The sequence below is a fragment of the Ilumatobacteraceae bacterium genome, from assembly GCA_033344875.1.
Classification (GTDB): domain Bacteria; phylum Actinomycetota; class Acidimicrobiia; order Acidimicrobiales; family Ilumatobacteraceae; genus Ilumatobacter.
Map to the genome: position 1 here is coordinate 3,003,557 of JAWPMO010000001.1, position 12,960 is coordinate 3,016,516.

The 12,960-nt window shown below is 68.7% G+C and carries 9 protein-coding genes, 1 tRNA gene and 1 pseudogene; 3 read left to right on the forward strand and 8 right to left on the reverse strand.

Features of this window, described 5'->3' with window-relative positions; translation table 11 throughout:
* Positions 1-16 precede the first annotated feature (16 nt).
* The gene (locus R8G01_14215; GenBank protein MDW3215153.1) at positions 17-844 is read right to left on the reverse strand and encodes a class I SAM-dependent methyltransferase; all 828 of its coding nucleotides are present in this window, start codon (positions 842-844) and stop codon (positions 17-19) included.
* A gap of 136 nt (positions 845-980) precedes the next feature.
* Entirely contained in the window at positions 981-2,255 is a 1,275-nt protein-coding gene (locus R8G01_14220; protein ID MDW3215154.1) for an NAD(P)/FAD-dependent oxidoreductase, read from the reverse strand.
* A 134-nt stretch (positions 2,256-2,389) separates the two neighbouring features.
* On the opposite strand from R8G01_14220, the pseudogene R8G01_14225 reads away from it, so the two are divergent.
* A pseudogene (locus tag R8G01_14225) lies at positions 2,390-3,365 on the forward strand (IS481 family transposase).
* On the opposite strand, the gene R8G01_14230 reads toward R8G01_14225, so the two are convergent.
* Both R8G01_14230 and R8G01_14235 read right to left on the reverse strand, forming a co-directional pair.
* A complete protein-coding gene (locus R8G01_14230) occupies positions 3,362-4,963 on the reverse strand; it encodes an NAD(P)/FAD-dependent oxidoreductase (protein ID MDW3215155.1) in 1,602 nt (533 codons plus the stop codon). The pseudogene R8G01_14225 and the gene R8G01_14230 sit on opposite strands and share 4 nt — an antisense overlap.
* Positions 4,960-6,195, reverse strand: coding sequence for an aminomethyltransferase family protein (locus R8G01_14235; protein ID MDW3215156.1), 1,236 nt, complete (start codon positions 6,193-6,195; stop codon positions 4,960-4,962). Before R8G01_14235 ends, R8G01_14230 begins: the two co-directional genes overlap by 4 nt.
* Positions 6,196-6,253: 58 nt before the next feature.
* Between R8G01_14235 and R8G01_14240 the strand changes: the two genes are divergently transcribed.
* Both R8G01_14240 and R8G01_14245 read left to right on the forward strand, forming a co-directional pair.
* The gene (locus tag R8G01_14240) at positions 6,254-6,853 is read left to right on the forward strand and encodes a TetR family transcriptional regulator C-terminal domain-containing protein (protein ID MDW3215157.1); all 600 of its coding nucleotides are present in this window, start codon (positions 6,254-6,256) and stop codon (positions 6,851-6,853) included.
* Between the two features lie 37 nt (positions 6,854-6,890).
* Positions 6,891-7,520 carry a TetR/AcrR family transcriptional regulator gene (locus tag R8G01_14245; GenBank protein ID MDW3215158.1) on the forward strand — a complete coding sequence of 210 codons (630 nt, stop codon included), beginning with the start codon at positions 6,891-6,893 and terminating at the stop codon, positions 7,518-7,520.
* 7 nt (positions 7,521-7,527) lie between these two features.
* On the opposite strand, the gene R8G01_14250 is transcribed toward R8G01_14245, so the two are convergent.
* The 4 genes from R8G01_14250 to R8G01_14265 all read right to left on the reverse strand — a co-directional run bounded on the left by R8G01_14250 (position 7,528) and on the right by R8G01_14265 (position 12,951).
* Positions 7,528-9,216: a thiamine pyrophosphate-requiring protein gene (locus tag R8G01_14250; protein ID MDW3215159.1), complete on the reverse strand. Its 1,689-nt coding sequence runs from the start codon at positions 9,214-9,216 to the stop codon at positions 7,528-7,530.
* Between the two features lie 226 nt (positions 9,217-9,442).
* On the reverse strand, positions 9,443-10,381 hold the full coding sequence (locus R8G01_14255; protein ID MDW3215160.1) for a DUF808 domain-containing protein: 939 nt from the start codon (positions 10,379-10,381) through the stop codon (positions 9,443-9,445).
* Positions 10,382-10,478: 97 nt separating this feature from the next.
* Positions 10,479-10,564 (reverse strand) — tRNA-Leu (locus tag R8G01_14260).
* 71 nt (positions 10,565-10,635) lie between these two features.
* Positions 10,636-12,951, reverse strand: a complete 2,316-nt coding sequence (locus R8G01_14265; GenBank protein ID MDW3215161.1) for an SGNH/GDSL hydrolase family protein — start codon at positions 12,949-12,951, stop codon at positions 10,636-10,638.
* Between the last annotated feature and the right edge of the window lie 9 nt (positions 12,952-12,960).

A 12,960-nucleotide genomic window follows, 5' to 3' on the forward strand; every position in this document is an offset into this window, starting at 1 on the left:
GGGCTCGGCGTTGCGGTCAGATGGCCGCCGTCCCCGGTGATTCCACCGAGACCACATGGGCGGGGGCGTCGAACACCATCGTTCCGTCGGCAGTCACGAACCTGGCCAGGAGTTCCTCGGCCTCGGCCAGGATCTGCTCGATTCCCGATTCGTCGAGCTGCACGCCCATCACGGGCAGCCACCCGCGCAGATCGGCTTCGACCATCGACCTCACGCTCGGGAATCGGGCCGTCCCGTGCTGCGTGTCGATCGCGACGCGAGCGACGCCCGCCTCCTCGAACAACGACCGGAGTTCGTCGGTGTCGCCGAGCACGAACGGAGCCCGGAGCGCGTCGGCGGCCGCGTCGCCCGCTCGGCGACGAAGCAGGTCGACGGTGAGCGGGTACACCTCGGAACGATCGAGCGTCTCCCATACCGCCACCGCGACCCGGCCTCCCGGCCGCACACACCTCAGCATCTCGCGGATGGCCTGGACCCGGTCGGGGAAGAACATCAGTCCGAACTGGCAGACGACCGCGTCGAATTCGTCGTCGTCGAACGGGAGCGCGCCGGCATCGCCTTCGACCCATCGGACGCGGGGTTCGAGCTCCTCGGCGACCGCGAGCATCCCGGGTCCGATGTCGAGACCGTTCACCGCCCCGTCGGGGCCGACCGCTGACACGGCGGCTCGGGCCAGCACACCGGTGCCGCAGGCGACGTCGAGGACGCGGTCACCGGTCGAGACGGCCGCGGCGTCGAGCACCGGGGTGGTCCACTGACGGAAGAGCGCCTCGACGTGCAGGCCTTCGTAGGCCCACGCTGCCTCGACCGCTGCCGATTCGTCCGGTGCATCGTCTGCGCTCATCACGCCTCCTCGGATCCTGGTGGTTCACGGTACCGAACGCTGCCGGGCGCGTACAGCGAGTTTCTCCTTCACCCCGAGAGCTCAACCCCGAGGGCTCAGCCACCAGCCGGCAGTCCGGGCGGCGACATGACGAGCGTCAGCCGTGACGGCCGGCGGCGGCGATCTCTGCTGCCGCGCGGCGACCCGACATGTACGCGCCGTGCACCGTGCCGAAGTGACGCGGCACGGTGTGCTCACCGGCGAAGAACAGGCGGTCGGACCCGGGCCGGGCGAGCTGCGCCATGTCGGCGGGGCCGCCGCCGACCGGGACGTAGCTGTACGAGCCCGAGGCGAACGGGTCGTTGGTCCAGTCGGTCATGTGGACCGCGATCGGGTCGGGCGCGTCGGGGATCATCGTGCGCAGCACGTCGAGCGCCTTGGCCACTCGTTCGTCGAGGGAGCGGTCCGCTAGACCGGGGGTGGCGAGCGGGTTGTAGAACGCGATCAGGGTCGGCGCGCCGGCGTGGTACGACGTGTCGATCCAGGTCGGGAATCGGTGGTCGTCGGACACGAACGTCATCCGACGGGCCGAGGCCGGCCAGAACCGTTCGTCGAAGCGGAACACCGCCTTCTCGAGGTTCGCCATCGCGAGCCGGTCGGCTGCGGCTTCGTGCTCGGGGACCGCCGGAGTGAAGGCGACTCGACGTTGCTGGAGCACGGTCAGCGGCACGGTGACGACGACCCGGTCACCGTCGTACCGAGACGTCGCAGTCGTGACGACACAGCCGTCGGTGCCGTGGTCGACCGCCAGCACGGTTTCGCCGAGCCGGATGTCGAGTCCGGCCGCGAGATGTTCGACGAGCCGGGCGTAGCCGCCGGTGATCATCACGTTGCCGCCGGCATGGTCGACGTAGCCCGCGGTGCCGGGCACCGACACCCGGTCGGGCAGGCCGGCGATGTTCAGCGTCGCCTCGAGCCACTCGATCCCGAATCTGACGACGTCGGCCTGGTCGCCGGTGAGCCGCCGGTCTTGCACGTACCACTCGGCTGCGTCGTGGTACGTCGCCGACGGGCCGAGCGCGGCCGCCGCCTCGGCCGGGTCGAAGTCGGCCTGGCTCGCGACCAGCGTCGCTGCCACGTGCGCGGGCGCCCACCCCTCGCCGTCGACGAAGACGGTGAGGCCCATCCCCCACAGCCCGTCGTTCGCCCAGGTCAGGCCTGCCGAGCGGACCTCGTCGGCGAGCGGGTTGTCGATCGGCCCATGGATCCACGAACCGCCGAGGTCGATCGCTGCACCGCCGACGTCGGCCGTCCAGGTCCGGCCGCCGACGCGGTCGCGGGCGTCGAGCACCGTCACATCGGCGCCGTGCCGCGCGAGGTCGCGAGCCGCGGTCAGCCCCGACACGCCCGCGCCCACGACGATCACCCGCATCCGACGACCCACTAGCTGTGATGACCGGGAACGTTGTCCCTGGCGGGATGGGATTGTTGGTCCGCTGAATAGGTGAGCCCTCCGAGCGAGGCTGTGTGTCTTCGACAACGCACACCACTCGCAAGGAGAGCTCGATGGGACACGCTAGAACCCAACACCCGAACGCGTCACTGACACCGCTCGGTCGCCGCAAGATGATTGCCTGTGTGATCGATCGGGGCTGGACGATCGAAGCCACTGCGGAACGGTTCCAGGTCGACGCGAAGACAGTTCGGAAGTGGCGGGACCGGTTCGTCGCCGAAGGGTCGTCGGGTTTGTTGGATCGTTCGTCGCGGCCGCACCGTTCTCCGAGCGCAACACCTGATGATTGTCGGCGGCGGATCATCGAGCTGCGTCAACAGCATCGGTGGGGTGCTGCCCACATCGGGTTCGAGGTTGGTCGGGCCAGTTCCACGGTGCAGAAGATCCTCATCGCCGAGGGTCTTGGCCGGCTCGACTCCGGTGATCGTGCCACCAAGGACTCGGTCGTGCGCTATCAGCGCGATCGGCCCGGTGAGCTGGTCCACGTCGACGTCAAGAAACTCGCTGGCATCCCCGACGGTGGCGGTTGGCGAATCCACGGCAAAGGCAACGCCCCCACGGCGAAACGGTCAACTACCGGTTACAGGTTCCTGCACTCGGCGCTCGATGACCGCACCCGCCTCGTCTACTCCGAGATCCACGCCAACGAACAAGCCGTCACCGCCGTCGCCTTCTGGCACCGAGCGAACACCTGGTTCAACGCTCACGGCATCACCGTCGAACGAGTGCTGACCGACAACGGGTCCTGCTACAAGAGTCACCTGTGGCGAGACACGCTGCTCGCTGCCGGGATCACCCCGAAACGGACACGACCGTTCCGACCCCAGACCAACGGCAAGATCGAACGCTTTCACCCGAATCCTGCTCGAGGAATGGGCCTACATCCGCGACTGGCACAGCGACGACGAACGCTCAGTCGAGTACGACCACTTCGTGCACTTCTACAATCACCACCGAGCACACGGCGCACTCGGATGGTCAACACCAATCGACACGCTCAAGGACAACGTCCCCGTCATGCACAACTAGCTGTACACCTGGCCGGCGAGGTCGGCGAGGATCCGCTGGCTGGCGAGCTTGCCGGGGCCACCGCTGACGCAGCCACCGGGATGGGTGCCCGAGCCGCACTGGTAGTAGCCGTCGATCGGGGTGCGGTACTGGCTCCAGCCCGGTGCCGGCCGGAAGAAGTACATCTGTGGTGCGAGGAACTCACCGTGGAAGATGTTGCCCTCGGGCAGCCCGGCGACGGTCTCGATGTCGAGCGGCGTCACGATCTCACGCTGCAGCACGAGGTCGCCGAAGCCGGGGAAGAACGACTCGAGCGTGTCCTGCACGTTGTCGGCCATCTGCTCACGCTCGGTCGTCCAGTCGCTGCCCCTGAGTTCGTAGGGGGTGTAGTGGACGAAGCACGACATCACGTGCTTGCCGGGCGGCGCCATGTCGGGGTCGATCGTCGACTGGATCGCACCGTCGATGTAGGGGCGTGTCGAGTACCAGCCGTACTTCGCTTCGTCGAAAGCCCGTTCGAGGTACTCCATCGACGGCCCGATGTTGGTGAATCCGCGGAACATGTCGCCGCGCTCGCCGAGCGACGGGTACTTCGGGAGCCCGTCGAGCGCGAAGTTCACCTTCGACGATGTGCCCTGGTAGCGGTAGCGACGGAGGCTGTCGACGAGGTCGGTCGGCAGCTCGCGCTGGTCGACGAACTTCGTGAACGTGCGTCGCGGGTCGGCGGCCGACACGACCACCTTCGCTCGGAGTTCGGTGCCGTCGGTCAGTGCCACGCCCAGCGCCTTGCCGTTGGACGTGATCACCTGTTCGACCTCGGCGCCGAGCCGGATGTCGGCACCGAACCCCTCAGCGGCGCGGGCGAGCACCTGGGTGAAGCCACCGTTGCCGCCCTTGTGGAACGCCCACGAGCCGTAGTGGCCGTCGTGTTCGCCCATCCCGTGGAACAGCAGCACGAGCCCGGAGCCCTGCGACATCGGACCGACCTTGGTGCCGATGATGCCCGACGACGCGAGGTAGCCCTTGATGATGTCGCTCTCGAAGTAGTCGTCGAGGAAATCGGCCGCGCTCCCGGTGAGGAGACGCACCAGGTTGTGGAGCACGGTCGGCTCGATGCCGCGCATGTGTTTGGCGAGGTCGGCGAGTTCCGCCAGGCCCTCGGGTGACGTCGCGAAGATGTCGGGTGGCGCCTTGTCGAAGAGCGGCTTGACCGCCCGTACGACCATCTCGATGTCGTGGCTGTACTGGTCGTACGCATCGGCATCGTGTTGCGAGTGGCGGGCGATCTCGATGATGTTCTCGTTGCGGTCCTGACCCATCACGAGCGCGTCGCCGTTCTCCATCGGGCAGAACGACGACGGCATCAACAGTGGCATGAAGCCGTGCTCGACCAGGTCGAGGTCGTGGATGATGTCGGGACGCAGCAGGCTGAGCGCATATGAGAAGGTGGTGAACTGGAACCCCGGTCGCAGCTCCTCGGTGATCGCCGCGCCACCGACGACGTGACGACGCTCGAGGATCAGCGTGCGCAGCCCCGCCTTGGCCAGGTAGGCGCCGTTGACGAGACCGTTGTGGCCGCCCCCGATGACGATCGCGTCGTACTCGGTGCTCGCGCTCATGATGCTGCTCCTGGGCTGGTCGACGTGGACGGGACGTCGGTCTTGCGTGGCGGGTTGAACAGGGGCGTGCGGGCGACCTCGGCGCCGACCTGCACGTACCGGTGGTTGATCGTGAACTCGAGGTTGACGCGGGTGCCCGTCTTGGCGAGGTCGGGCCGGATCCGGGCGAGCGCGATGTGGCGCTGCAGCATCGGTGAGTACATGAAGCTGGTCGCGTACCCGACGCGCTGTGCGGCGTCGTCGTAGACCATCATGTCCTCGTGGACCGGTGTGTGGTCCTTGGGCGGCACCATGTCGGCCGCGGTGTACTTGGCGGCGTGGTCGTACGGGTCGACCAGGAGGCCCATCATCTTCCAGCGCGACGTGCCGTCGGCCCGCTCGCGCCGGATCGCGTTGCGGCCGACGAACGGGCGGGTGTCGTCGTCGATGCCCTTGAGCATCCAACCGAGACCGAGTTCGTCGGGGGTCGAGCGGTGCTCGTCGTTCTCGGCCAGGCGGCTCGCCTCGAAGTCGACGTTGACGAGCAGCAGACCGGCTTCGATGCGAGCCATCAGCAACGCCGTCTGCCCGAACGGCAGCAATCCGTACGGGAGACCGGCCTCGGTGACCGCGTCCCACACGGCGTTGGCGTCGGCGGCGTCGCAGAAGATCTCGTAGCCGAGGTCGCCGGTGAAACCGGTCCGCGAGATGTTGACCGCGACGTCGCCGAGCTCGGCCGGCACGTGATCGAAGAAGGCGAGGTGCTCGACCTCGGGCGTGAGTTGCGACAGGATCGCCCGGCTGTTCGGCCCCTGGATCGCCAGGGTGGCATGGTCGTACGTGACCTCGGTGATCTCGACCGACAGCCCGCCGACCAGGTTCCGGAAGTAGGCGAGGTTCGGTTCGGCCGCCGTGAGCAGGAACTCGTCGGCGCCGTGTCGGAACACGACGCCGTCCTCGTTGACGTAGCCGCGGTCGTCACACCAGATCGTGTACTGGGCCTGGCCGGGCCGACACGTTCGGATGTCACGCGTCAGCACGCCGGCGAGGAAGCGCTCGGCGTCGCGCCCGACGATCCGGTACTTGTAGAGCGGCGACGAATCGAAGATGCCGGCCGCGTTGCGGATCGCGACGTACTCGAACTTCTCCGACATCTGGTACTTGTCGACGACCAGGTGACCCGACCAGTGGCTCCACAACGACGTCTGGTTGGCGGCCGCAACACGATCGTGGAACGGCGACTGTCGAATCATGGATGGACGGTACCGCGTTGTTGGACAAGCGCGCAATAGCTGTCTAGGGTGCCGAGCGATGGCCCGCCTCTCGCCCGACGACCGACGTCGCACGATCGTCGACGCAGCGCTCGCCGTCGCCCGCCGGCACGGGTTGGGGGCGACCACGGTGCGCGACGTCGGTGCCGAGATGGGCACGTCGAGCGGACTGATCCACCACTACTTCGCATCGATGGACGACGTGCTGGCGGCTGCGTTCGAGCAGGCGGCCGGCACCGATCTCGAACGAGCCCGAGCGGCGATCACCGCCGGCGCCGACGCCGGCCGGCAGCTCGACGCCTTCATCGAGACCTACGCACCCGCCCAGTCCGACTGGACGATGCAACTGTGGCTCGACGCGTGGTCGGAGGCAGCCCGGCGCCCGGCGCTGCAAGAGGTGTCACGACGTCTCAACCGTGAGTGGCAGAGCCTCGTGCGCGGCATCATCGAGCACGGCGTCGACACCGGCGAGTTCACGAGCGACGACCCCGACGCCGCTGCATGGCGGCTGCTCTCGGTGCTCGACGGACTCGCCCTCCAGGTCGTCGCCCACGATGCCCTGATCACCCGCGACGACGTGGTGGCCTGGACCCGTGCTGCGGCCGCACGCGAACTCGCCACCGCACCGATCGCCGGCTGAGGCTCGCGTCCCCCGGCGCTCGGTACGCTCGAGTCGCATGTCGACATCGGCCAGCGATCAACGGAGGACCGAGATCCTCGACGCCGTCGTGCGCGTGATCATCGACATCGGCTTCACCGACATGACCGTCGCCGACGTCGCGAAGGCGGCCGGTGTGTCGAACGCCCTCGTCCACTACCACTTCACGTCGAAACCCGAGTTGATCGAGGCGGCGGTGCAGGCCGCGAGCCTCGACGACCGCAACTTCCGCGAGGCGATCGCCCGCGGGCCCGGGACGGCGACGGCGCGACTGACCGACGTCCTCTGCGATTCGCTGCCGGGTGATGCGGCCGACGGCTCCTGGTTGTTGTGGGTCGAGACCTGGGGCGAGACGCGTCGCCACCCGGGCATCCGCTCGGTCATGTCCGAACTCGACGCGCACGAGGTCGGCACGATCGTCGAGCTCATCGCCGAGGGCGAGGCCGCTGGCGAGTTCACATGCGACGACCACCACGACACCGCGACGAGGCTCACCGCACTGCGCGACGGGCTGGCGGTCGACCGCACCCTGTTCCACGACGACGTCCCGGCCGAACGGACGCGCACGCAGCTGCAGCGGTCACTCCAACGCAACCTCGGTCTGAGCGATGTCGAGTACCGGGCGCTCCTGGCGCCCCCGGCCACCTGACGACGGGTCAGGCGCAGGCGACGTCGACGACCGCCTGGCGGCGCTCGGTCTGCACGACGCGGAGCGCTGCTTCGAGCACCGGGCGCAGCTGCGAGCGGTCGGTGACCTGCGCGCCGAACCCGCCCGACGCCACGGCGTACATCTGCAGGTCGGGCATCGGTGACAGATCGGACATGATCGTCGAGTTGGTCCGAGCGGCGTCGCCATCGGGGTACACCATCCGGGTCGACCCGTCGACGGCCGCCCACCGGGCGTTGTTCGCGACGATCGTGAGCACCGGGAGGTCGTGCTTGGCGGCAGCGTGGTGGCACACGGCCGGGTTGGCGAACATGTAGGCGCCGTCGCCGACACCGCAGATCACGGTCGCGTCGGGGCGGGCGTGCTGTACCCCGAGCGCGACCGGCAGCCCCCAGCCCAGCCCACCGGCGGTCGGCAGACCGAAGAACGTGCCGGGCAGCGTGCGGCGCAGGTGCGGCGGCTGCATCCAGTACTCGTTGACGAGGACCGCGTCGGTCGGCGCGAGCTCACCGAGCACCATCGAGAGGTACGACTTGGTGATCGCACCGTCGGCGGCAAGCTCGGCATCGGCCGCGCCGACGATGCGGTCACGGTGCGCGGCGGCGATCGCCGCGATCCGGTCGGCCCGGCCCTGGTCGATGTCGTCGGCGCGTCGGCTCAGCCCACGCTCGAGCGCACCGAGGAACGCGGCGGTGCCGGTGGTGATCGTGCTGTTGCTTCGGTGGGTGCGCATCGGGTAGCGGGCGAAGATCGGATCCGGCCCGGTCTGCACGACGTGCGCGTCGGGGCTCGGTGCACCGGCCGACTCCATCCACGGGACGTCGCAATCGAGGTACACGACGACATCGGCGTCGGCGTAGACCGCCTCGGGTCGACCGATCAGGTTCGGGTGACCGTCGGGCAGGTTGACGTATCGGCCGCCCACCTCGGCGACCGCGATCGCGTAGGTCTCACTGAGCGACGCGAGTGCAGCGACGGTCGAGTGGTCGGCACCCGATCGGGCGGTGACGATGACCGGGAGTCGGGCGGCGGCGATGCGATCGACCACGCTGTCGATCGCATCGCCGTCGGGAGCGGCCGGCGTGGGGGGCGACGCCGGCGCTCGGGACACGGGGGCGGAGGTGGTGGAGGCCAGCACCTCGCGCGGCAACGTGAGGTACACCGGGCCCTTCGGCTCGGTGTTGGCGATCGCGATGGCACGGTCGACGACGGCCTCGATCTGACGGCCGTCCTTGAGTTCGTACTCCCACTTGACCGCTTCTCGTAGCATCGACGACTGGTCGAACATCTCCTGGGCCCAGTGGATGGGCAGGTCGCGCGATCCGAGCACGTCCGACTCGAACACGGGTGTTCGGCCCGCGGTGACCAGCATCGGGATGTTGTCGCGCGCCGCGTTGATCACGGCGCACACCGCGTTGGCGGTGCCGACGCTGACGTGGAACATGACCGCCTGGGTCTCGCCGGTGGCGAGGTAGGCGCCGTGTGCCATGCCGGCGATCAGGTTCTCGTGACCGCCGAGGACCGGCACCGGGAACTGCTCGGCCGCATCGGGGTTGCCGGCGTACGCCTCGACCATCGGGGCGAAGTCGGTGCCCGCGTTGACGAACAACGACTCGATGCCGCGGTCCCGGAGCACCTCGAGGTAGCGCTCTGCCGTGGTCGGTGACGTGTCACTCATGCCTGTCTCCTGATCATCTCGCTGTGCTGATCACCATGCCGTCGTCGCCTCCGTCGGCGACGGGCAGGAGCAGCACCGGACACAGCGCTGGGGCGGTCAAACGTCGGCCGATCATGGAACCCCCTCAGATCCTGCGGGCGACACTCGCCTCGAGGGCCTACGGTACTGTATTCAATATCGCCATGCAAATGCTGGAGGTGGGCGGGTGCCGCCCGTGGCAGAGCCGTCAGTGATGGTCGGAATCGCCGAACGGCAGGCGACTCACCACGGCGACCACGAGCGCGCCGATGGCGAGGCCGAGCACCGCCGAGAGCGACGTGTTGACCAGCCACGCCAGCACGCCACCGATGCCGCCGACGTCGTGCACCGACTCCTCGAGGTCGTGCACCAACCCGTACGGGCCGTGCCAACCGAGCTCGTCGGCACCGACGAGGATGATGTGCCCGCCGACCCACAGCATCGCGGCCGTCCCGATGATCGACAGCCAGGTCAGCAGCTTCGGCATGCCGTTCACCAGCAGTCGGCCGACCCGCTGGGCGCCCGCCGATTCTCGTTGTGCGAGGGCGAGGCCGACGTCGTCCATCTTCACGATGAGGGCCACGAGGCCGTAGACGATCAACGTGATCACGATCGCGACGACCACGAGGATCACCGCTCGCTGGAAGACGGCCTCGTCGATCACCTCCTTCAGCGCGATGACCATGATCTCGGCGGAGAGGATGAAGTCGGTGCGGATCGCGCCCGCGATCGTGGCCTTCTCGGCCTCGGGGCCCTTCATCACCGCCGGGACGTCGCGGTCGTGACCGTTGTGGCGGAGCTTGTGCCAGACCTTCTCGGCACCCTCGAAGCAGAGGTAGGCGCCACCGAAGATGAGGATGACCTCGACCACCTTCGGGGCGACCTCGCTGAGGAGCAGCGCCACGGGGAGGATGAAGAGCAGCTTGTTGCGGAACGACCCGGTGGCGATCCGCTTGATGATCGGGAGTTCGCGATCGGCAGCGAGACCGTGGACGTACGCCGGCGTGACGGCCGTGTCGTCGATGACCACACCGGCGGCCTTGGTGCTCGCCCTGCCGGCTGCGGCCCCGACGTCGTCGATCGAGGCGGCGGCGAGCTTCGCCAGCGCCGCCACGTCGTCGAGAAGTCCCGTCAATCCACCTGCCACGTTTGCTCCTGCTCCACCGGGTCGAGAACTGCGCCGAGGCTACTGGCACCGGGTTCCGACGCGACGAGGCCCCGGCCAGTTGCCGGGGCCTCGTCGATGGTGCGCGAGGGGGGACTTGAACCCCCACGCCCTTGCGGACACCAGCACCTGAAGCTGGCGCGTCTGCCATTCCGCCACTCGCGCAACGTGGACTGCGAAGCGTAACCGTCCGACCGAACGACCCGCAACGCCGTTCGGCGTCACGAAACCGGCCCCTACGAGCCCGGCTCCTGGCGAAGGAAGCGGCTGAACGGGTTGTTCAGCTGGGCGAAACCCCAGGCGAACACCATGCCGGCAGCCAGCAGCAACACCAGCGGCAACGCGAGGGCCCGAACGGTCCGGAACAACTCGACGCGGATCCACTCGTCGTCCGACACCAACTCGTCGGTCACCGCGGCCACTTCGGCGGCGAGTTCGTCGATCCGATCGTCGACCGCAGCCGGCACCTCACCATCTCCATCGTCGCCACCACCGGCACCGGCAGACCCGTCGCCGTCGCCGTCACCGTCATCGGCCACCGCCGGGTCGGTCGTGCAGTCGAACGGACGGTCACCCGCGACCACGCCCGTCATCTCGCCCGACCCGAGCGCCTGCGCCGCCCGGCACACGGCGGCGGTCGCCGTCAGCTCGTGACCCAACTCGTTCGGGTGCATGCTCCCGGGGATCCACGTCGCGGGCGAGTACCGGCCCAGCGGGTCACCGGCCGGCGGCACCAGTTTCAGGTGGTTCGCTCCGGCCGCCTCGCCGCACAACTGCGCACCGTCGAACGCGTCGACGCCCGCGGCGACGAACACGAAGCCTGCCCGCCCGGCCGCGTCGGCGATCGTCAGGTCGAGCTTCTGGATGAAGTCGACGACGAACTCGCGCTCCTCCTGCGACAGCCCCAGGTCGCAGCTCGTGCGCCGCTCGGCGTTGACCAGCATCGGGTACGGCATCACCAACACCTCGGCCGAAGGGAACGCGCCGCGCACCTCGCCGTACACCTCGTCGAGCTGCGGGCCGAGGAGATCGATCGCGTCCAACCAGATCTCGCGCCGCTCCTCACACCCCTTCGGCAGCAGACACGCCTTCACGATCGACGAGAACCCGACGTCGTTGCCGCCGATGCTCAACAGCACCACCTCGGCCTCGGCGGTCGCACCTCGATCGAGCGCCGAGACCAACTGCGGCAGTGCACCGGGCGGCTCGTCGACGTCGGCCGCCAGTGCGTCGGCCCACACCCCCACCAGCGGGTTCGGCGCATCGGGGTCCGCGACCAGGTCGGCGTCGCCCGAGAGGTCGCCGTCGCCGTCCGGTTCGGGGCGCGCTCGGCAGCGGCGGCCGTCCGGCCACATCTGGCCGCACGAGGTCAGGTCGGCGATCTTGGCGCCAGAACACGCGAGCGACAGCACGTTCGTGCCGAGCGCGCGCGCGATCAGGAACGGGTGCGCCGTCGGCGCCCGCCGGCACTGGTTGCCGCCCGCCTCGTTCGTCCCATCGAAGAACTCGAGCGCACCCTCGCCGGAGATGAACGAATCGCCGAGCGCCACGATCTGCACCGGCTTGCCGGTCACGGTCGGCACGGTCTCGGCGATCGTGACCGACCGGTCGACGAGCCCCCAGGCGATCACGTAGCCGGCGAGCATCAGCAGCACGATGCCCTCGCCGCGCAGCACGAAGAACCCACCCGTCAGCGCGATCATCAGCCCGAGCACGAACGCGAGCCCCGGGTTCTGCATGACGTACGCCATCCAGCCCCACACGATCGTCATCCCGACCAACGCCAGCCCCATCGCCCACCACGCCTTCCGGGCGGGGCAGTCGAGCTGCAGGGCGCCGACGCCGAGCATCGACATCGACGCCGCCACCACCGACAGGCCAACGAGCAACATGATCGAGTTCGACGTGAACGCTCCGGCGAACATCACGAACAACCCGAGCAGCGTGACGTCGACGAGGATCCGCACCGTGCGCCCCAGCGCGTCGCCACGAGACTCGAGGTAGGAGATCGAGCCGATCTTGATCGTGACCAGCCCGGCGAGCCACGCGACCGAACCGACCACCGAAGCGGTGCCGTCGGAGATCAGGAACAGCCCGATCCCGACCGCCATCGCCTCGAAGCCGTACCACGCCGCGCTCCCCACACCGATCGACGGCACCGCCGCCGCGCTGCCCGCCGTGTCGCCGACCTCGCCGACCTCGCCGACCTCGCCGACCTCGCCGACAGCATCGTCGCGCCCGATCCACAGGAACAGTCCGATGATGCCGAGCGTCAGCAGCACCATCCCCGCGATCGCCACGATCGGGTACGACTGCTTCGCGATCGAGAACGCGACCACCCCGAGCCCGAACGCGGCCATGCCGCCGAACGCCCACGGCCACCACGACGACGCTCCCGCCCGGAGACGGCGCGCCAGTGCGTCGTTGATCTGGAGCAGCAGCAACGACAGGCAGGTCATGCCGATCATGAAGAACACGAGGATCCACCAGATCCGGTCGAGCTGCGTCGACACCCCCATCGCCACCGCGCCGGCGACGATCAACAGGATCATCACCGACCG